General features: G+C 36.4%; 16 protein-coding genes. 14 read left to right on the top strand and 2 right to left on the bottom strand.

Going from position 1 to position 22,188, the window contains the following annotated elements; translation table 11 throughout:
• The first annotated feature begins 48 nt into the window (after positions 1-48).
• The 3 genes from gdhA (at position 49) to IWB64_RS07225 (ending at position 4,670) form a co-directional block, all read left to right on the top strand.
• Positions 49-1,392 (top strand): NADP-specific glutamate dehydrogenase, encoded by a 1,344-nt coding sequence (gdhA, locus tag IWB64_RS07215; protein ID WP_194533364.1) that lies wholly within the window; start codon positions 49-51, stop codon positions 1,390-1,392.
• A 145-nt stretch (positions 1,393-1,537) separates the two neighbouring features.
• Entirely contained in the window at positions 1,538-2,257 is a 720-nt protein-coding gene (recO, locus tag IWB64_RS07220) for a DNA repair protein RecO (RefSeq protein ID WP_194533365.1), read from the top strand.
• A gap of 1 nt (position 2,258) precedes the next feature.
• Entirely contained in the window at positions 2,259-4,670 is a 2,412-nt protein-coding gene (locus tag IWB64_RS07225; RefSeq protein WP_194533366.1) for a TonB-dependent receptor plug domain-containing protein, read from the top strand.
• A gap of 77 nt (positions 4,671-4,747) precedes the next feature.
• Here the strand turns inward: IWB64_RS07225 and IWB64_RS07230 are convergent, their stop codons facing one another.
• Positions 4,748-5,101, bottom strand: coding sequence for a hypothetical protein (locus IWB64_RS07230; protein ID WP_194533367.1), 354 nt, complete (start codon positions 5,099-5,101; stop codon positions 4,748-4,750).
• A 190-nt stretch (positions 5,102-5,291) separates the two neighbouring features.
• On the opposite strand from IWB64_RS07230, the gene ileS reads away from it, so the two are divergent.
• The 4 genes from ileS to IWB64_RS07250 all read left to right on the top strand — a co-directional run bounded on the left by ileS (position 5,292) and on the right by IWB64_RS07250 (position 10,452).
• On the top strand, positions 5,292-8,690 hold the full coding sequence (gene ileS, locus IWB64_RS07235) for an isoleucine--tRNA ligase (protein WP_194533368.1): 3,399 nt from the start codon (positions 5,292-5,294) through the stop codon (positions 8,688-8,690).
• A 4-nt stretch (positions 8,691-8,694) separates the two neighbouring features.
• A complete protein-coding gene (locus IWB64_RS07240; RefSeq protein WP_194533369.1) occupies positions 8,695-9,078 on the top strand; it encodes a TraR/DksA family transcriptional regulator in 384 nt (127 codons plus the stop codon).
• A gap of 71 nt (positions 9,079-9,149) precedes the next feature.
• Positions 9,150-9,764 (top strand): DUF4097 family beta strand repeat-containing protein, encoded by a 615-nt coding sequence (locus IWB64_RS07245; protein WP_194533370.1) that lies wholly within the window; start codon positions 9,150-9,152, stop codon positions 9,762-9,764.
• A gap of 37 nt (positions 9,765-9,801) precedes the next feature.
• The gene (locus IWB64_RS07250) at positions 9,802-10,452 is read left to right on the top strand and encodes a lipoprotein signal peptidase (RefSeq protein ID WP_194533371.1); all 651 of its coding nucleotides are present in this window, start codon (positions 9,802-9,804) and stop codon (positions 10,450-10,452) included.
• A 4-nt stretch (positions 10,453-10,456) separates the two neighbouring features.
• On the opposite strand, the gene IWB64_RS07255 is transcribed toward IWB64_RS07250, so the two are convergent.
• Positions 10,457-11,020, bottom strand: a complete 564-nt coding sequence (locus tag IWB64_RS07255; protein WP_194533372.1) for a 5-formyltetrahydrofolate cyclo-ligase — start codon at positions 11,018-11,020, stop codon at positions 10,457-10,459.
• Positions 11,021-11,450: 430 nt separating this feature from the next.
• Between IWB64_RS07255 and uvrC the strand changes: the two genes are divergently transcribed.
• The 7 genes from uvrC (at position 11,451) to pgi (ending at position 22,113) form a co-directional block, all read left to right on the top strand.
• On the top strand, positions 11,451-13,238 hold the full coding sequence (gene uvrC / locus IWB64_RS07260) for an excinuclease ABC subunit UvrC (protein ID WP_194533373.1): 1,788 nt from the start codon (positions 11,451-11,453) through the stop codon (positions 13,236-13,238).
• Positions 13,239-13,259: 21 nt separating this feature from the next.
• Positions 13,260-15,527 (top strand): patatin-like phospholipase family protein, encoded by a 2,268-nt coding sequence (locus tag IWB64_RS07265; RefSeq protein ID WP_194533374.1) that lies wholly within the window; start codon positions 13,260-13,262, stop codon positions 15,525-15,527.
• Positions 15,528-15,720: 193 nt separating this feature from the next.
• Positions 15,721-16,863, top strand: coding sequence for a 4-hydroxyphenylpyruvate dioxygenase (gene hppD / locus IWB64_RS07270; protein WP_194533375.1), 1,143 nt, complete (start codon positions 15,721-15,723; stop codon positions 16,861-16,863).
• A gap of 478 nt (positions 16,864-17,341) precedes the next feature.
• Positions 17,342-18,121, top strand: a complete 780-nt coding sequence (locus IWB64_RS07275) for a DUF3108 domain-containing protein (RefSeq protein WP_194533376.1) — start codon at positions 17,342-17,344, stop codon at positions 18,119-18,121.
• 7 nt (positions 18,122-18,128) lie between these two features.
• A complete protein-coding gene (locus IWB64_RS07280) occupies positions 18,129-19,100 on the top strand; it encodes a tryptophan 2,3-dioxygenase family protein (protein WP_194533377.1) in 972 nt (323 codons plus the stop codon).
• A gap of 1 nt (position 19,101) precedes the next feature.
• A complete protein-coding gene (locus IWB64_RS07285) occupies positions 19,102-20,397 on the top strand; it encodes a M23 family metallopeptidase (protein WP_194533378.1) in 1,296 nt (431 codons plus the stop codon).
• Between the two features lie 78 nt (positions 20,398-20,475).
• The gene (gene pgi / locus IWB64_RS07290; protein ID WP_194533379.1) at positions 20,476-22,113 is read left to right on the top strand and encodes a glucose-6-phosphate isomerase; all 1,638 of its coding nucleotides are present in this window, start codon (positions 20,476-20,478) and stop codon (positions 22,111-22,113) included.
• Positions 22,114-22,188 lie beyond the last annotated feature (75 nt).

Below are 22,188 nucleotides of genomic sequence, written 5' to 3' on the forward strand. Positions count from 1 at the left end.
AATAACATAATTTTGTCGTTATAATCAAAATTCAACAAAAATTTCGTTATGGACATTAAGATTAGAGACTTCATGGAGGAAGTCAAAACGAGAAACGGGCATGAGCCCGAGTTCATTCAAGCGGTGCAAGAAGTTGCCGAAACGGTAATTCCATATATTGCTAAGAATGAAATATATAATGGTAAGAATATTTTGTTACGAATGGTTGAGCCAGAAAGGCTTATTTCATTTAGAGTAGCTTGGGTAGATGATGAAGGAGAAATTCACGTAAATAGGGGGTATCGTATTCAAATGAATTCGGCAATAGGGCCTTACAAGGGTGGTTTGCGGTTCCATCCTTCGGTAAATGCAAGTATCTTAAAGTTCTTGGCTTTTGAACAAGTTTTCAAAAACAGTCTAACTACTTTGCCTATGGGTGGAGGAAAGGGAGGTTCTGATTTTGACCCAAAAGGAAAGTCCGATGATGAGGTTATGCGTTTTTGTCACGCATTTATGTTGGAACTTTGCCGTCATATTGGTCCTAATACAGACGTACCTGCTGGAGATATAGGTGTGGGTGCCCGTGAGATTGGATTCTTATTTGGTATGTACAAAAAAATTAGAAATGAATTTACAGGTGTTCTTACAGGTAAAGGTCTTTCTTGGGGTGGTTCTAAAATCCGCCCAGAAGCAACAGGATATGGAACGGTATATTTTGCTCAGAGTATGCTTAAAACAAAGAATGATAGTTTTGACGGGAAAACCGTTGTTATCTCTGGTTCTGGTAATGTAGCTCAGTACGCTGCGGAGAAAGTCATTCAATTGGGAGGTAAAGTTGTTACGTTATCTGATTCTGCTGGTTATATTTATGATGCAGAAGGTATTGATGCTGATAAGTTGGCCTTTGTAATGGAATTGAAAAATAATAGACGTGGTAGAATATCAGAATATACCGAAAAGTATAAGGGTTCTGAATTTCATAAAGGCAAAACCCCTTGGGAAGTTAAATGTGATATAGCACTACCGTGTGCAACTCAAAATGAGCTGCTAGTTGGTGACGCCAAAAAGCTGATGGCTAATGGTTGTATGTGTGTAGTTGAAGGTGCAAATATGCCTTGTGATACAGACGCTGTTCACGCATTCCATGAAGCAAAAATTTTGTTCGCTCCGGGTAAGGCTTCCAATGCTGGTGGTGTGGCCACTTCGGGTCTTGAAATGTCACAGAACTCATTGCGTATAAGCTGGACAAGAGAAGAAGTAGATGAAAGACTTCGTGATATTATGGAAGACATTCATGACTCTTGTATTGAATACGGAAAAGAAGAAGACGGCTTTTGTAATTATGTAAAAGGTGCAAACATTGCAGGTTTCGTAAAAGTTGCCGATGCCATGTTAGCGCAAGGTGTTATTTAAAGAAACACACTATTATAATTTAGGCCTGTAACTTTTAAAAGTTGCAGGCCTTTTTATTTCAGTATACACTACTTTCTATCCTGAAATTGATATGTTCAATTTCGTGCTATTTAAAGTTATCTTTGTTGTAAAGCCACCCATATAAATGCAGGTAACTACTAAAGCTATTGTTCTTACATCTATTAAATACGGTGATACAAGTTTAATTGTAAAGGCGTTTACAGAATCTGGAGGAGTAAAGTCATATCTGCTAAGAGGCGTTTTGTCCTCTAAAAAAGGGAAATTGAAAACGGCTTATTTCCAGCCACTGACCCAGTTAGAAATTGTTGCTAATCATAGGAATAAAGGGTCTTTGGAAAGTATTAAGGAAGCTAAAATAAATTATCCCTATCAGACATTACATTCAGATATTTCAAAAAATGCCATGACGTTGTTTTTGGCAGAAATGTTAGCAAACAGTATTCATGAAGAGGAGACAAATGAATTACTTTTTGAATTCATTGAAGCCTCTTTGCAATGGTTGGATTCACAAAGCGGATTTTCTAATTTTCATATTTATTTTTTAATTCGTCTAACCCGGTATTTGGGGTTTTATCCTGATACGCAAGAGATGGATTTTAGTTGTTTTGATTTACTAGAAGGTGAGTTTACTAACATACTTTCGTTAAATCCAATTTTAACCGGGGAGAATCTTACGTACTTTAAAACCTTCTTGGGCATAAATTTTGATGAGATACATCATATCAAAATGAATAAAAGCAACCGTCAAGAACTTTTACAATCGCTTGTACTGTTCTATGAGTTGCATTTACAGGGGTTTAGAAAACCAAAATCCCTTGCCATCTTAAACGAAGTCTTTAGCTAGTATGAACAAAGTTCTGTTTTTACTTATTTTTTTATGTGTTCAAGTGGGGTTTGCGCAGCAAATCACGGTTTTGGATGTAGATACTCGAGAACCTATAGGGAACGTTGCTATTTATAATAATGACCATACAAAAACAGCACTTAGTGATTTTGATGGAAAGGTGAACCTAAGTATTTTTAAATCAGAAGAACGGATTACTTTCCGTCATCTCAGTTATCAGTTAAGAAAGAGTACACCGGGTCAGATTCGTAGGCATGGAAACCGATTTTTTTTGGTCATGAAAGCAGAAGAGCTTGATGAGGTGGTCATGTCCGTTTCAAAATGGGAGCAGCAGAAAAAAGATATTCCCAATAAAATTACGGTTATAGATGCGCGAGACATAGCTTTTTCAAGCCCACAGACTTCAGCAGACTTATTGCAGAACAGTGGTAAAGTATTTGTTCAAAAAAGCCAATTAGGAGGTGGTAGCCCTATGATTAGAGGATTTGCTACCAATCGTTTATTGCTATCCGTAGATGGGGTACGTATGAACAATGCCATTTTTAGGGGAGGAAACTTACAAAATGTAATTTCAATAGACCCCTATTCAATAAAAAGCACGGAGATAATATTTGGTCCGGGTTCCGTTATTTACGGTAGTGATGCTATTGGTGGCGTTATGAATTTTTATACAAAAAAAGCAGAGTTTTCAAATTCCGATAGCCTTACTTTTTCCGGTAATGCCAGCTATCGTTTTGCTTCGGTCAATACAGAAAATACGGTTCATGTAGATTTTAATTTGGGTAAAAAGGAGTGGGCCTTTCTAACGAGCGCTTCTTACAACAGTTTTGATAATATGAAAATGGGATCTCACGGCCCTGAGTCGTATTTGAGAAATCAATATGTATCAACCGTCAACGGAACCGATGTTCTTGTGTCCAATGAAAATCCTAAAGAACAGAATCCTACGGGTTATAATCAATTTAATTTGATGCAAAAAATAGCCTATAAACCTAATAATACCTGGCAATACGATTTAGGTATTCATTATTCTGAAACATCAGATTACGACAGATATGATCGTTTAATACGGCCTAATAGTTCTGGAGACGGGCTTCGTTCTGCAGAATGGTTTTACGGGCCTCAGAAGTGGTTCATGGGTAATTTACAAATGAATAAAAGGGGTAAGGGTATTTTTTACGACGGATTAAAAATAACTACCGCGTATCAACATTTTGAGGAAAGCCGTAATGACAGGGGTTTTCAGGATGTAATTAGATATTCAACAGAAGAGAAAGTAGATGCAATTTCTACTAACATCGATTTTGAAAATAAGAAGATAGGTAACCTGCGCCTGTATTATGGAGGTGAGTATATATTTAACAAAGTTGGTTCTGTGGGTAGTCAAGAAGATATAGAAACCAATATAGTTTCTGGTACAGCTTCTAGATATCCTGATGGCTCAACTTGGCAAACTTTGGCAGGTTATGTAAATGGAGAATATAAAGCCAAGCCTAATTTTACTTTACTTTCCGGCCTTAGGTACAGTCATGTTTGGATTGATGCTACTTTTGATAAGACTTATTACTCGTTTCCTTTTGACGATGCCAATCTTAATAATGGCGCCTTAACCGGTAGTTTGGGTTTCAGCTGGTTTCCAAAGGCAGATTTACAGATTACTTTAAATGGTTCAACAGGGTTTAGAGCGCCTAATATAGATGACGTTGGTAAAATATTTGATTCCGAGCCTGGTGCCGTAGTGGTCCCAAATCCTGACTTAGAGCCCGAGTATGCTTATAATATGGAATTAGGTGTTCAAAAAAACTTTAATGATAAGTTGGTTTTTAAAAGTGCGGCGTTCTATACCTACTTGGTAGATGCTTTGGTACGTAGAGATTATTTGTTTGATGGAGAAGATGAAATTATGTACAATGGTGAATTGAGTAGCGTACAAGCTATTCAGAATGCTGCGAAGGCTTTTGTTTATGGTTTTGAATTTGGGGTTGAAGCTTTCTTTACGGATAATATATCAATAGTTTCTAATTTGACTATCACCGAGGGTATAGAGGAAGAGGAAGATGGTACAGAGTCCCCAGGAAGGCATGTTTCACCTACTTTTGGTGATTTACATCTAGTTTATAAGAACCAAAAACTAAAAACAGATTTGTTCTTGAACTATAACGGAGAGATTCTGTTTTATGATTTGGCAACTTCTGAACGCAGTAAAGAATACTTATATGCTTTGGATAATGATGGAAATCCGTATTCTCCGTCTTGGTATACGTTAAATATTCGTTCGCAGTATGAAGTTACCAATGCTCTTAAAGTTTCTTTGAACCTTGAGAATTTTACAGATCAACGGTATCGTTCATATTCTTCAGGAATTTCTGCCCCAGGTATAAATTTGGTTCTGGGGGTGGGATACCGGTTTTAATACTACAGAAAAGTCTAAAAATAAAGAACCCCAGCCATAGGCCGGGGTTCTTATGTTATAATAAGTATAACTAATAATTAGTTGATAGCAGCTTTTGCTTTTGCTTTAACGTCATCAGCAGCGTCATTAGCTTTTGTTTTGATGTCGTCACCAGCAGCTTCAGCTTTAGATTTCAAATCGCTAGCTGCATCTTCTGCACCAGCTTTGATATCTTCACCTGCTTCAGCAGCTTTGTCCATAGCTTCGCTACCTGCTTCACTTGCTTTATCCATGGCATCAGATCCCATTTCTTTAGCATCTTCACCAGCCTGCTCCATTGCAGCACCAGCTTCGTCTGTAGCACTCTTTGCTTTATCAGCAGCTTCTCTACAAGAAACGAAAGACATACTCAAGGCAAGCATTAAAACGGAACCTAAAATTACTTTTTTCATGATTTTGTGTTTAAAGTTTTGTTTAATTGTTTTTGTGATATACGTATCAAACGACATTTTGGACGCTATATTTTAACATTTTCTTACAAAGTTGTTTTCCGAGCCGTATTTCAATTCTTTCAAATCGATTTAATTCGGGTAAAAATCCCTAATTTTGCAGCCTTAAATTAATGCAGTAGAGCCACTTATTATGAAGTTTGCGGAATATAAAGGATTGGATTTGCCAAAAGTAGCTGAGGATATACTCGATTACTGGAAACAAAACCAAATATTTGAGAAAAGTGTTTCCTCTAGAGAGGGTAAACCTAGTTATGTATTTTACGAGGGTCCGCCATCGGCAAACGGTATGCCTGGTATTCACCACGTAATGGCGCGAACCATTAAGGATATTTTTCCTAGGTATAAGACCATGAAGGGTTTTCAGGTAAAACGAAAAGCCGGATGGGATACCCATGGACTACCAATTGAGTTGGGTGTTGAGAAAGAACTAGGTATCACCAAAGAGGATATTGGAAAAAAAATCTCTGTAGAAGAATATAATGCAGCTTGTAAAAAAGCGGTCATGCGCTATACTGATGTATGGAACCGTATGACGGAGCAAGTAGGGTATTGGGTAGATATGAAAGACCCGTACATTACTTACAAGCCAAAATACATGGAATCCGTTTGGTGGCTATTAAAAGAGATATATGACAAGGGTCTTATTTATAAGGGCTATACAATTCAGCCTTACTCGCCAAAAGCAGGTACAGGTCTAAGTTCGCATGAATTAAACCAACCAGGAACGTATCAAGATGTTACGGATACTACCGTGGTTGCTCAATTTAAAGCTATAGAAGAATCATTACCAGATTTTCTTCAGAACGAAGGTGATGTTTATTTCTTAGCTTGGACAACTACACCGTGGACGCTTCCTTCCAACACGGCATTGACCGTTGGTCCAAATATTGATTATGTTTTGGTAGAAACGTACAACCAGTACACATTTAAACCTATGAACGTGGTACTTGCCAAGAACTTGGTGGGTAAACAGTTTTCTGGAAAGTTTAAGCAAGTTGAGACTAAACCAGAATTATTAGAATATACATCTGGAGACAAAAAAATACCTTTCTATGTCGTAAAAGAATTTGTTGGTAAAGATTTGGTCGGTATAAAATATGAGCAATTATTAGAATATGCTCTCCCTTACCAAAATCCTGAAAATGCATTTCGTGTAATTTCAGGAGATTTTGTTACTATAGATGACGGTACCGGTATTGTACACACAGCGCCTACTTTTGGTGCGGATGATGCCTTGGTGGCTAAACAGGCATCCCCAGAAATACCACCGTTATTAGTACTTGACGAAAATAATAATCCGGTTCCTTTGGTCGACCTACAAGGTAGATTTCGTCCTGAAATGAAAGAGTTTGGCGGTAAATACGTCAAAAACGAATATTATGAAACAGGTGAAGAACCAGAAAGATCAATAGACGTTGAGCTTGCTATAAAATTAAAAGAAGAGAACAAGGCTTTTAAAGTAGAGAAGTATGTTCACAGTTATCCTAACTGTTGGCGTACGGACAAGCCTATTTTATACTACCCGTTAGATTCATGGTTCATTAAGATCAGCGATGTTAAAGACCGCATGTTCGAATTGAACAAGACAATTAACTGGAAGCCAAAATCAACTGGCGAAGGCCGTTTTGGTAACTGGTTGGCTAATGCTAATGACTGGAACCTTTCTAGATCAAGGTATTGGGGCATTCCGCTTCCTATTTGGAGAACGGAAGACGGTAAAGAAGAAATAATGATTGGGTCAGTAGCTGAGTTGAAGTCAGAAATGGCTAAAGCAGTTGCTGCGGGAGTCCTGGAAAAAGATATTTTTGATGATTTTATCGTCGGTGATCTTTCCGAAGAAAATTACGATAAAATAGACCTTCACAAGAATATTGTGGATGGTGTTATTTTGGTTTCAGCATCAGGTAAGCCCATGAAACGCGAAAGCGATCTTATTGATGTGTGGTTTGATAGTGGTTCCATGCCGTATGCGCAATGGCACTACCCATTCGAAAATAAAGAACTCATTGATGAGGGTAAGACGTTTCCTGCAGATTTTATCGCAGAAGGAGTAGATCAAACCAGAGGTTGGTTCTATACGCTACATGCTATTGGTACTATGGTTTTTGATTCCGTAGCCTATAAAAATGTAGTGTCTAACGGCCTTGTATTGGATAAAGAAGGTAAGAAGATGTCTAAGCGTCTTGGGAATGCGGTAGATCCTTTTGACACCATGAACGAGCACGGAGCAGATGCTACGCGCTGGTACATGATTTCTAATGCCAATCCTTGGGATAATTTAAAATTTGACACAGAAGGAATAGTTGAGGTAAAACGAAAATTCTTCGGGACACTTTATAATACCTATTCTTTTTTCTGTCTGTATGCCAATATAGATGCTTTTGATTATTCGGAGGATGAAATTCCGTTGAACGAAAGACCAGAAATAGACCGATGGATTTTATCGGAACTTCATTCGTTGATTAAAACGGTTGATGAAGCTTATGCCGATTATGAGCCTACTAAGGCAACACGTGCTATTTCAGATTACGTTCAGGAGAATTTAAGTAACTGGTATGTGCGCTTGTGTAGAAGGCGTTTCTGGAAAGGTACGTATGAGAAAGATAAAATCTCTGCCTATCAAACACTATATACCTGTCTTGAGACGGTGGCTAAATTGTCGGCACCCGTTGCTCCGTTCTTTATGGATAGACTTTATAAAGATTTAACAAATACGACTCATACAGAGTCTTTTGAAAGTGTACATTTGGCGGAATTTCCGGTATATAATGAGGCAATTGTAGATAAGGACCTGGAAAGTAAGATGGAGAAAGCGCAGACTATTTCGTCTTTGGTGCTTTCTATCCGTCAGAAAGAAAAAATAAAAGTGCGTCAGCCTTTACAAAAGGTAATGATACCTGTTTTGGATGAAAATCAGAAGCATGAGATAGAAGCTGTTGCTGATCTTATTATGTCTGAGGTTAATGTTAAGGAAATAGAATTACTGGACGATGCATCTGGTATTTTGGTGAAGCAGATTAAGCCTAATTTTAAGGTTTTGGGCCCTAAATTTGGGAAGGATATGAAGAAAATTGCCCAAGCAGTTGGTCAGTTGAATCAAGATGATATCCAAAAAATTGAGCAGAACGGCGAAATTTCACTTGATATTGACGATAAAATTATTACATTACAATTGCAAGATGTAGAGATAGCCTCTCAAGATATTGAAGGTTGGTTGGTGGCTAGTTCAGGACCTATTACTGTAGCTTTGGACGTAACAATCAACGAAGATTTAAGAGAAGAAGGTATTGCTAGGGAGCTTGTAAATAGAATTCAGAACATAAGAAAAGATTCTGGATTTGAAGTGACCGATAGAATTGACGTGAAAATTCTTAAAGACGGTTTTGTGGAAAAAGCGGTATTTAATAATTTAGATTATATTAAGACTGAAACACTGACCGCCGAACTTGTTTTTGAGGAAAAATTGGATGAAGGAACGGAGGTTTCTTTTGATGAAGTAACAACTAAATTATTTATTGAAAAACATTAATATAATGGCAGAAGATTTAAAAGTTAGGTATTCGGACAAGGATCTTGCCGAATTTAAAGTATTGATCGAGGACAAAATCGAAAAGGCAAAAAGTCATTTAGACTTATTGAAGAGTTCTTATATGAACGATGGTAATAATGGTACAGATGATACCTCGCCAACGTTTAAGGCATTTGAAGAAGGTTCTGAAACGATGAGTAAAGAAGCGAACACACAGTTAGCTATACGTCAAGAGAAATTCATTAGAGATTTAAAAAATGCCCTTTTGCGTATAGAGAACAAAACCTATGGTATTTGTCGTGTTACAGGTAAATTAATTGCTAAAGAGCGTCTTAAACTTGTCCCTCATGCTACTTTAAGTATTGAGGCAAAGAATATGCAGAAGTAATTTTAGCGAGATTAAAATATTGGGAGCCTACAAGAAATTAGTTCTTGTAGGCTTTTTTTACATCCAAAAAAATGAAGAGTTTCCTTGTTTTCTTTTTCTTCGTCAATCTCTTGACTGCGCAAAAGGTGGTGAAAAAAACACTGATCAATGATGCGGTTACGGCAATTAATATTGACGTAAACAACTGTTACAAGTTAGTTTTAGAAACGTCGGAGAGTCATGAAATGTCTGTTGAGGCAATTATTGATGGTGAATATAAAAAAGACCTTATATTGTCGGTAAAAGAGGAAGGTAGCTCTATAATGATAAGTAGTGGATTTCAGCCCAATTTTCATAATCCTAATGACAAGCTTAGTGCTCATAAAGTAGTCTCAATTTCATTAAAGGTTATGTTGCCTCGCCATAAATATGTTACCGTCTTCGGTACAAGTTGTAATATAACTGCAGAAGGAGATTATAAAGGGCTGGATGTTTCGTTAAGCGACGGTAGTTGTGAGCTTTTTAATGTATCTAAAAAGGTAAAAGTTCATACGCAAAGCGGAGGTATTTTTGTACATGCTATAAATGCAGATATAAATGCTGTTAGTAAATACGGTAAAATAACCAAAGAATACCTTCCAGAAGGGGATGCTAAGTATACGCTGACTTCCGTAACGGGAAATATCAGAATAAATAAAACCGATTAATATACTTATTTTTGCCCATTCAAGTTGTAGATGTACTATGAATTTAAAGAAGTCATTGCTCATTATCATAGCAGTATTGTTAATTGATCAGTTGAGCAAAATATATATAAAGACCCATTTTATATTAGGGGATTCCGTTGAAGTTTTTAGTTGGTTCAAGATACTGTTCATTGAGAATTCTGGCGCAGCATGGGGTGCCAAATTGAGTGATTTCCTTCCTATTTCCGAACCCACGGGTAAATTGGTTTTAACAGTATTTAGGCTATTTGCCGTTGCAGGTATAGGGTATTGGTTATATGATACCATACAGAAGAAATCTTCTAAAACCTTAATTCTAGCGGTCTGTTTAATTTTTGCCGGAGCTTTGGGTAATATTATTGATTCTGTGGTCTACGGAGTTGTTTTTAGTGATAGCTATCAGCAATTGGCCACCGCTTTTTCAGATCAACCATACGGTAGTCTTTTCTATGGTAAAGTAGTAGATATGCTCTATTTTCCTATGGTAGATACTACATGGCCGGATTGGGTACCTTATTTTGGGGGCTCTACTTTTCGTTTTTTTGAACCGGTATTCAATATTGCCGATATGGCTATTAGCACTGGTGTAGGCGTTCTTCTAGTTTTCAACAAGAGAGCTTTTGGTAAGGCTGAAGATGAGGAAGAGACAACTATAGAAGAAACGACTTAATCTATCAAAAAGAGTAGGTTTCAGAAGGGGTCACACAGTAATCTAAAGGAACATCATTCTCGTAGATATCCGTAATGAGGTCTTCTTCTACTGGAAAGAGGGATAATCCTATTTTAATGACATCATCTCTGCATTCTGCTAAAAATGTATCGTAGAATCCTTTTCCATATCCCACACGATTTCCATTTTTATCAAAGGCAAGTAGCGGTATAAAAATAACATCAATTTTATTAGTGGGAACTTCTATGCCATCAACTGGTTCAGGTATGTTCCACTTGTTTTTTTTTAAACGTGTAGAATCAGTGAGCAAGAAATGCTGTAGTGTGGTATTGTCTCCTACCTTAGGTAAGACTACATTTTTATCCTTTCCTTGAAGTATGGACAAGATAAATGTAGTGTCAATTTCTTTATTTTCCGAAATCGGTAAGAAAATGTGATAATAGTCATGTGACCATACCGGCAATCTGAGTAGTTCGTTTGCAATACTTAAACTAGAGTCTGTTAGCGACTCTTCATCTATTGCATATCTACGGTTTATGTATAGTGATCTTAAATCTTTTTTAAGCATTGATTACGACCTCAGTACAATTGGGGAAACTCTAAATAAGCCTATTCTTTTGCTGAAACGGTGTAATAAATCTTAAAAGAAATCATCAAGATGAGATACAAGCCGAGGGTTATAATGTATTTATCCATGTGGTATATTGATTTTGATTCTTAAAGCTAAATAAAAAAATCAACCAAAACACTGTCAACGGCAACTTTTTATCGGTGAAATGCGTTTTTTAGTGTTTTTTTAACAAATTTGCACGTTTTCAGGTGCAAAATTTTATAAATAGCTATTAGGATTTAACCTTCTCCTCGGTTCTTTAAAATTGAGTGAGGGAATGATATGCGTTAAAAAAGAGTAAAATACGGAGCCCTTTTAATAAAACGTAGTAATTTAACCAGATAGAAAGAAAAGTCCCCACAACTTAATTATTTAAACCGTTTTTGTAATGCCCCAAGTGCCTGTAGAAGTTCAATTACGTACATTGCCCCAGAGCCCTGGAGTGTATCAATTTTACGACGTAGATGATAAAATTCTATATGTAGGAAAGGCTAAAAATTTAAAAAAGCGGGTATCCTCTTACTTTACCAAAAATCATGAGTATGGCAAGACACGTGTTCTTGTAAAAAAAATAAAGCTCATTAAGCATATTGTGGTTCCTACGGAGTCTGATGCTTTACTTCTGGAAAACAATCTTATTAAAAAGTATAGGCCAAGGTATAACGTTCTTTTAAAGGATGATAAATCTTATCCCTGGATATGTATTAAAAATGAACGCTATCCTAGAATTTTCCCTACCAGAAAATTAATTAAAGATGGTAGTGAGTATTTTGGTCCTTATACAAGTATGAAGACCGTTAGGATTTTGCTAGACTTAATAAAAGGTGTTTATCCATTGCGGACATGTAACTATGACCTTTCAAAAGAGAAGATAGAAGCGGATAAATACAAAGTATGCTTAGAATATCATTTAGGAAACTGTAATGGCCCTTGTGAAGGTTTCCAGAGTTTAGAGGAGTATGATGAGCAGATTCAGGATATCAGAAGAATAATTAAAGGAGATTTTAAGTCATCATTGAATTATTTCAGGTCTCAAATGAAAACCTTGGCATCAGAAATGAAGTTTGAGGAGGCTCAGCAAGTAAAAGAGAAGATAGAAGTATTAGAGAATTATCAGGTAAGGTCTACTGTCGTTAACCCAAAAATTAATAATGTAGATGTATTTTCGATTATTTCAGATGAGGCATATGCTTATATTAATTTCCTACAATTGTCTCATGGTTCCATAACACGTTCTCATACACTAGAAATAAAAAAGAAGCTTGATGAAACAGATGCTGATCTTCTGGCACTGTCCATAATAGAAATTAGACAACGATTTAATTCTCTTTCTAGGGAACTCTATCTACCTTTTGAAGTTCCGGTGGAGGCACATTTAAAAATTACGGTACCTAAATTAGGTGATAAAAAGAAAATTCTTGAACTGTCTGAGCGTAACGCCAAATTCTATAGGCAAGAACGTTTCAAACAAAGTATGATAATTGATCCGGATAGGCATACTAACAGGATTATGGCACAGATGAAAAAAGATTTACATCTTTCTGAAGAGCCAAGACATGTGGAGTGTTTTGATAATAGTAACATTCAAGGGAGCAACCCAGTTGCAGCTTGTGTAGTATTTAGGAACGGAAAACCTGCCAAAAAAGAATACCGTCATTATAATATTAAGACCGTTGATGGTCCGGATGATTTTGCATCTATGGAAGAGGTGGTTTTTAGGCGCTACAAACGTTTGCTTGCCGAAGATGAAGCTTTACCGCAATTAATTGTTATTGATGGGGGAAAAGGGCAGTTGTCTTCCGCTTTAAAAAGTTTGGATATTCTTGGGTTACGAGGAAAAATAGCCATTGTGGGAATAGCAAAGCGATTGGAAGAAATCTATTTTCCGGAAGATCCTATCCCACTTTATTTAGATAAAAAGTCAGAAAGTTTAAAGATTATTCAGCAATTAAGAAATGAGGCGCATCGCTTTGGTATAACTTTTCATAGAAATAAAAGGAGTAAGGCTGCAATAAATTCTAAATTAGAGAGTATTGAAGGTATCGGTGAGAAAACGGCCGAGGATTTGTTAAAGAAATTCAAGTCAGTAAAACGTATAAAAGAAGCTTCCATAGAAAACCTGACGGAAATCGTTGGCATGTCTAGGGCTAAAAAAATTTATGAAGCTTTTCACTAAAATTACGACGAATACAATAGTATGCAAAAAGCCATTTTAAGTATTGGTTTACTTTTTTTTACCTTGTTTTCCGTAGCGCAAGATTCGGAGAAGAAGGATATTAAGGTGGGCTTAGTGCTCAGTGGCGGTGGCGCTAAGGGAATGGCTCATATTGGTGCTATTAAGGTATTGGAAGAGGCTGGTATCAGGGTTGATTATATTGGTGGAACCAGCATGGGGGCTATTGTAGGTTCTTTATATGCCGCGGGTTATACGGGTAATCAATTAGATTCTATTTTCAGGGCAACCAATTTCACTAACCTTATACAAGATAACTTACCTAGAAGTGCTAAAACTTTTTACGAAAAAGAGAATTCTGAAAAGTATGCGGTTACCCTGCCTTTCGATAATTTTAAAATATCGGTTCCGCCAGCGTATTCAGGTGGTCAGAATGTTTATAATGAGTTAGTCAAATTTTTATATCCAGTGCGGAACATAAATGACTTTAATGATTTACCAATACCATTTGTTTGTATTGCCACGGATGTAGAAACAGGAGAGGAAGTAATTTTAAAAGATGGATATCTGCCGGAAGCTGTTATGGCAAGTGGCACATTGCCCTCACTTTTTGAGCCTGCACGAATTAACGGAAAGGTTTTAATAGATGGCGGAGTAGTAAACAATTACCCTATTGAAGAAGTCCGAAAAATGGGTGCTGATATTATAATAGGAGTTGATGTGCAGCACGGTTTAAGAGATAGAGAATCTCTTTTAACCGCCACGGAGATTTTATTGCAAATCAATAATTACCAAACCGTTCTAGATATGGTAGAAAAGTCTAAAAAGACTGATATCTACATAAAACCTAATATGGATGATTATTCCATAATTGATTTTAATCTAGACGATGTTATTATCAAAAGTGGCGAAGATGCAGCACGGGAAAAGTTTGATGCCTTAAAAGAGGTAGCTTCCACGCAAAGCAAGAGAAATGAGGAAAGAGAGCATATTGTTTCTACAGATACATTAAGTATTAGTCATTTGGTTATAAGGGAAAGTGAAAATTATTCTAGGGGTTACGTAAAAGGAAAATTGAGATTTGACGTAGATAAACCAACAACATTTTCAAGGGTTCATCAAGGTATTAGTAATCTGGCGGCAACGGGTAATTTTCATACAATTCATTATAAATTGCAAGATAATGCGGATAGCGATGAGCAAGAGATGATTCTTGATTTAGATGAAAATAAGAGCAAGTCATTTATACGGTTGGGAGCGCATTATGATAACCTTTATAAAACTGCAGCAATTCTAAATTATACAAGAAAAAGTTTAATTACTAGAGATGACGTTTCTTCGTTCGACTTTATTATTGGAGACAATATTAGATATAAATTACGGTATTATGTAGATAAAGGATTTTATTGGAGTTACGGATTTAATTCTAGTTTTAATGAATTTGAAAAAGATGTAAGTTTTGATTTGGTACGTAGTAATTTTGATTTTCAGGCCGCGGCGAATTTAAATTCCATAAATCTAGATATAACTGACTTTACCAATCAGGTTTACGTCCAAACGGTATTACGGGAAGAGTTTTCTTTTAGGATGGGTATGGAACATAAGCTCTTGAAGGTTAGTACTACTACTTTGGGGCAAAATGCAGATGCGCAGGCGAGCGCAACAAGTAGTAGCTCTAGTGATAGAACGTTTCTTGAAAAAAGTAATTTCTACAGCGCTTTTGGGCAGTTGACTTTTGATTCATATGATGACAAATATTTCCCTTCCAAGGGACTGTATTTTGATGGTGATTTCCACTTTTATGTGTTCTCATCCGATTTTAATGACAATTTCAAAGAGTTTTCAATTGCAAAGGCAAAACTTGGAACGGCAGTACCTTTTTTAAACAATTTTTCGTTTAATGTGGAGGCAGAAGGTGGTTTTAAGTTAGGAACATCTAACGTTTCTAGTTTTGATTTTGTCTTAGGAGGTTTTGGAACCAATCTTATAAATAATTTTACGCCCTTCTTTGGATACGATTTTTTGGCTTTGCCGGGAAATTCCTTTGTAAAGGCTTATGGTAGGTTAGATTATGAGTTTACGCCAAAAAATCATTTAATGTTTACAGCAAATTATGCCAATGTAGATGATGACCTTTTTAGAACAGGAGAATGGTTCACCCTGCCAAATTATTCCGGTTACGGAATTGGTTATGGTTGGGAGTCTTTCATGGGTCCCATGCAAATGCATTATTCTTGGTCTCCTGAAGGTAAGAGTAATAACTTCTTTTTTAGTTTAGGGTATTGGTTTTAATGTTCTTGAATTAAGGTTGAAGTTTTTTTCCGATATTTGTGTTGTATGCTGCAATTTAGAGTTGATATTACTGCTCATCTTAGAGCCATGTGGTAACTAGCCATGTTAACAATAGTTCATATTTAGGTGTGAACTCAATTGTATTGTTTCTCAACTTTTTTAAAATGATTACTTCACTAAAATACATTTACACATGTCAACTTTAGATAATACCTCATTGCATTTACCCAAAGAGAACCTAGAAGCAGAAGATTTTCTTCCTTTGTTGGGTACAGATTATATAGAACTTTACGTAGGTAACGCCAAGCAGGCGGCCCATTATTACATGTCCGCTTGGGGATTTCAGCCATTGGCTTATGCAGGCCTTGAAACGGGTTTAAAAGACAGGGTGTCCTACGTGCTTCAACAAGATAAGATTAAATTGGTTCTAACCTCTCCTTTAAATTCTGGGGGTGAAATCAATAAACATATAGATGCCCACGGAGATGGGGTAAAAGCCATTGCTTTGTGGGTAGATGATGCTTCTAAGAGTTATGTTGAAACAACAAAAAGAGGAGCCGAAAGTTATTTGGAGCCTAAAACCGTTAAAGATGGGAGTGGTGAAGTTGTACTTTCGGGTATTCACACATATGGAGAAACCGTTCATATTTTTGTAGAAAGAAAAAATTACAAAGGTGTGTTCATGCCAGGTTATAGAGCATGGAACCCTTATTATAAACCTACGGATGTTGGTCTAAAGTTTGTAGATCACATTGTAGGTAATGTGGGATGGAACGAAATGAATAAATGGTGTGAGTTCTATGCTAAGGTTATGGGTTTTGCTCAGTTAGTGTCTTTTGATGATAAAGATATTTCTACAGAATATACCGCCCTCATGAGTAAAGTGATGAGTAATGGTAATGGCCGAATAAAATTTCCGATAAACGAACCTGCAGACGGCAGAAAAAAATCGCAAATAGAAGAATATATAGATTTCTATAATGGGTCTGGAGTACAACATATGGCTCTTGCTACTGATAATATAATTGAAACGGTAACAGCCTTAAGAGAAAGAGGTATTGAATTTTTAACCGTACCTCCTAGTTATTATGAGGATGTATTGGACCGCGTAGGTGAAATAGATGAAGACTTGGAGCCTCTTAGTGAATTAGGAATTCTCATTGACAGGGACGAAGAGGGGTACTTACTTCAAATATTTACTAAACCTATTTTAGATCGCCCAACGATGTTTATAGAAATCATTCAGAGAAAAGGAGCCAAATCTTTTGGAAAAGGAAACTTTAAGGCACTTTTTGAGGCAATAGAAAGAGAACAAGAATCAAGAGGTACGTTATAATTTAATTTTTGATGAGTTTTTTGGATGCCCAAAAAGGCTATTCAGTCTCAAATAAGACATATTTTAGACCCGAAAAGGGTAAAATTTCTTAATGAAATGCCAAATTCTAAGCCGTAAGTAAAAAGAACTGTTAATGTAATAGTTAAAGTAAGTTAAAACGATTTGAGGATTCAAAGTATGCCTTAAATTTGTACTCGTAAGGGGTGGTTCCCTTACAACTTTAAGTATTGGTTTTTCATAATTTAAAGTTTGGTTGGTTATTTAGGAAAAGCCCTGGCATGTAATGTCAGGGCTTTTTTTTAAGCTCGTTTTTCCAAGCGTTTATTAAAAATCACCAACTTTCTTTTCAATGCTTAAAAGACCAAAATGATATGGTTGTGTTATGCATACAATACTTTGGAATAAATTTTGTTTAAGTAATTGTAAGCCCTTAAAATAATACAAGAGCATTTTGTATTTTTATCGTAATACTATAGCTATGAAAAAAGCATTTACATTACTTTTTCTTCTTGTCATCTTTTCTTCTCATTCGCAGAATAGTGAGTCTGCTTTTGATCCTGGTGAATGGTTGAAATTTAGAATGCATTATGGTTTTCTAAATGCCAGTTATGCAACCTTACATGTAAAGTCTGCCGTGGTAGATGATGTTCCTGTATATCACGTAGTAGGTCGTGGTGAGACCACTGGGTTTGCCAGTGTCTTTTTTAAGGTAGATGATACTTATGAGAGCTATTTTGGAAAGGAAGATGGAAAGCCTTATAAATTTATTAGAAAGATAAATGAGGGTGGGTATACAAAAGACATTGAGATAAATTTTGATCATGAGGAAGAGAAAGCTGTTCTGAACGATAAAAAGCATAACAAAAAATATAATTTTGAACTACAGGACAGCATCCAAGATTTAATATCTGCGTTTTATTATTTGCGAAACAATTATGAGCCTAGCGATTTAGTGATAGGAGAGGCTGTAAATTTGAAGATGTTGTATGATGATGATGGTATTTTTAACTTCAAACTTAAATATTTAGGTACAGAAGTGCTTAAAACTAAGTTCGGTAAGGTAGAATGTTTTAAATTTAGGCCCTTGGTTCAGTCAGGACGTGTTTTTAAGGAACAAGAAAGTCTTTCGCTATGGGTTTCGGCAGATGATAATAGGATACCTGTACGTATACAAGCTAATTTAAGTGTAGGGGCTATAAAGGCAGACCTTGACGGATATAACGGACTGAAACATCAGTTCAAGATAATAATGGATTAACAACCCAATGAGAGATAAAGAGCGAATAGATTCACAAATTTCAAAATTAGAAGAGAAGTATAAAGATTCCGGTCAGGATTTAAGCTCTTATTTAGATGGGCTTCTTTATCAGCGTTACCTTACTTATTGGGATTATATTCATCTTGATACTCTTTTAAGCCTTCAGGTGCCTAGGACCTATTTCCCCGATGAGGAAATTTTTATCATGTACCATCAAATAACTGAGTTGTATTTTAAGCTCATTCTTCATGAGCAAAAACAATTGGTTGATGATAAATCTCAAAACATCGATTTTTTTATAGAAAAAGCAAGACGAATCAATAGCTATTTTAAGGCATTGATATCTTCTTTTGGTATTATGATAAAAGGTATGGAGAGAGAACAGTTTCTTCAATACCGCATGGCGTTGCTTCCGGCGAGTGGTTTTCAGTCGGCTCAATATAGAATGATTGAGATTTATGCTACTCCTTTGGAGAATTTGGTTCACCATACGGAGCGAGATACTTTTTCATCAGAAAATAGTTTGGAGGAGCTTTATGAGCAAATCTATTGGAAGAAAGGTGCGACTGATTTGGCAACAGGTGAAAAGACCTTAACGTTAAAGCAATTTGAGTACAGATATACCCCACGTTTGATACGAATTGCCAAGCAAGTAGAACAAAGTACTATTTATCAAAAATACCAGCAATTATCAGCGGACAAGAAAGATAATAAAGAGTTGATAGAAGCGTTAAAGACTTTGGATATGAATGCCAATGTAAATTGGCCTTTAATGCATATGGGGTCTGCTCATAGATATTTAGGAAAAGATAAGGAGCAGATAGATGCTACAGGAGGAACGAATTGGAAGGAATATTTACCTCCAAGTTTTCAGAAAATCGTGTTTTTCCCTGGATTATATTCAAAACAAGAGTTAAATGATTGGGGAAAAGAATGGGTAGACCATATCTTTAACCCGGATAAGAAACAAACAGAGTAACATGAACAAATATTGGGGCCTTCTTTTCGTTATTTTAGTATCTATTTCTTGTAAGCATGACAAACCTGTCTTAAAAGAGCCGGTTGTTAAGCAGATGGCTTCCATTGTTCCTGATAAACCTGTTCTAAAACAGTTTGGGTTTAATCTAGATGAGTTTACCGTGCAGTTGGATACGGTTAAAAATGGAGATAGTTTTGGAGAGTTAATGCTTCAGAATAAAGTAGACTACCCAAAAATCGCCAAAATTACCCAAGAATTTAAAGATACTTTTGACGTTAGAAGAATTCGTGTGGGTAAACCATATCTTATTTTAAAGTCCAAAGATACTACAGAGGCCGCTCAAGTTTTTATTTATGAAAATGATCCAATTAACTATACTGTAGTTGATTTAAGGGATACTGTTAAAGCTTATAGAGATAAGAAAGAAGTTACTTATGTGGAGCGGGAAGCTTCTGGAGTTATCGAAACTTCTTTGTCTCAGGCAATTTTAGATCAAGGTATAGATTATACCCTTACGAATAGTTTATCTGAAGTATATGCTTGGACAATAGATTTCTTTCGTCTTCAAAAAGGGGACAAGTTCAAGATTATTTATAAAGAAAAGTACATTAATGATTCTATCTACGCGGGAGCAGGTGAGATAGAGGCAGCTTATTTTGAGCATAGCGGAAGGCCTATTTATGCCTTTGCCTATGAGAATGATTCGTTAAAGAATATAGTTGATTATTTTGATGAAGAAGCTAATAACCTTAGAAGAACATTTTTAAGGGCTCCGGTTCAGTTTAGTAGAATTTCTTCAAGGTACAATTTGAAGAGAAAAATCCGTTATTACGGAAACAAAGTAAGAGCTCATATGGGTACGGATTACGCAGCGCCAAGAGGTACGCCTATTTTGGCAACTGCAGATGGTACTGTTACAGAATCTACAAGAAGGGGTGGTAACGGTAAATATGTAAAAATTAGACATAACGCTACATATTCTACGCAATACTTGCACATGAGCAAGCAGAACGTAAAAAGAGGGGCTTATGTAAGACAGGGAGATGTTATCGGTTGGATAGGTATGACCGGGAACACGAGTGGACCTCATGTTTGTTATCGTTTTTGGAGAAATGGAAAACAGGTAGATCCGTTAAAAGAAGAACTTCCATTAGCAGAACCTCTGGACGAGACTTTACAGCCAGATTACTTTAACTATGTTAATCCAATAAAAGATCAGTTAGACTGTATGGAATATCCTGAAAGTCCAATAGAAGAAGATATTCTAGCTGAAGATTTGGCATCCGCAGAAAAATAACGGCACATAGGGTTTTGGTTTAGAATGAATATGGCTTATTTTCGCCGTAGACAATTGTTAACACTAAAACACCCGAAAATGTCATTACAGAGCACAAATCCTACTGAAACTTCTGCATGGAAGAAACTTGCACAGCATTTTGAAAACACTAAAGAAGAACAGTTAAAAGACCTTTTTGCGTCTGATGCATCTAGGGCGGAAAAATTCACTTTAAAGTGGAATGATTTTTTAGTAGATTTCTCCAAAAATAGAATTACCGACGAAACATTACAGTTGCTTCTTCAATTAGCGAAAGAAGTTAATTTGGCCGATGCAATTCAAAAACAATTTGGCGGAGACGAGATAAACCAGACAGAGGGTCGGGCAGTATTGCATACAGCACTTCGTGCTAAAAAGTCTGACACCATTTTAGTGGACGGTGAAAACGTGGTAGAAGAAGTTTACGCGGTTAAAGACCATATAAAGAAATTTACAGAGACTATTATTTCAGGAAGTGCTACGGGTTATACTGGTAAAGCCTTTACTGATGTAGTGAATATTGGTATTGGAGGGTCGGACTTGGGTCCCGCTATGGTAACCGAAGCTCTAAAATTCTATAAAAACCATCTTAAGCTTCATTTTGTGAGCAATGTGGATGGAGATCATGTGAACGAAGTTTTAAAAGAACTTGATCCAGAAACAACGCTTTTCGTTGTCGTTTCAAAAACATTTACTACACAAGAAACATTAACAAATGCCACGACCATTAAAAAATGGTTTCTAAAACACGGCACACAGGCAGATATAGCCAAACACTTTGCGGCGGTATCTACAAATACAGAAGCCATTTCAGAGTTTGGTATTGCTCCAGAAAATGTATTCCCAATGTGGGATTGGGTGGGCGGTCGCTTTTCTTTATGGAGTGCGGTTGGTTTATCAATAGCATTGGCGGTAGGTTTTGAGAATTTTGATTTACTATTGGTGGGAGCTAATGAAATGGACGAACATTTTAAAAACACCGATTTTGAAGATAATCTTCCTGTAGTATTGGCGCTTTTGAGCGTTTGGTACAATAATTTTTATGGAGCCGAGACCGAAGCTATTATTCCTTACGCCCAATACTTAAGTAGATTTTCAGCCTACTTGCAACAAGGTATTATGGAGAGTAACGGTAAAAGCGTAGACCGAAACGGTAAGCGTGTAGGTTACGAAACGGGTACAATTATTTGGGGCGAGCCGGGCACCAATTCACAACACGCTTTCTTTCAGCTTATTCACCAAGGCACTAAACTGATTCCTGTAGATTTTATTGGGTTTAAAAAATCATTGCATGGTGATGTTGATCATCACAATAAATTAATGGCCAACTATTTTGCCCAGACCGAAGCTTTAATGAACGGAAAGACCGCCGGACAGGTTCGTGAAGAGCTAGAAGGCAAAGGCATGGCTAAAAGTGAAATAGAAAAATTATTAACTTTCAAGGTGTTTGAAGGTAATAAACCTACCAACACTATTCTAATAGATAAGTTGTCACCAAAAAGCCTAGGTAGTTTAATCGCACTTTATGAGCATAAAATATTCGTGCAAGGTATCATTTGGAATATTTTTAGTTATGACCAATGGGGTGTAGAGTTAGGTAAGCAATTAGCAGGCACTATTTTGAAAGATATTCAAGGTTCAGAAATTGCCGATCATGATAGCTCTACTTTACAACTTTTAAAATATTTTAAGGGTTAAACTAGGGTATCCTCAGTTTTTTACAATTCTAGCTTAACTTCTTTTTTTTTAAGAGAAGTTAAGCTCTCATATAGT

The organism is Zobellia nedashkovskayae (genome assembly GCF_015330125.1).
Classification (GTDB): Bacteria; Bacteroidota; Bacteroidia; order Flavobacteriales; family Flavobacteriaceae; genus Zobellia; species Zobellia nedashkovskayae.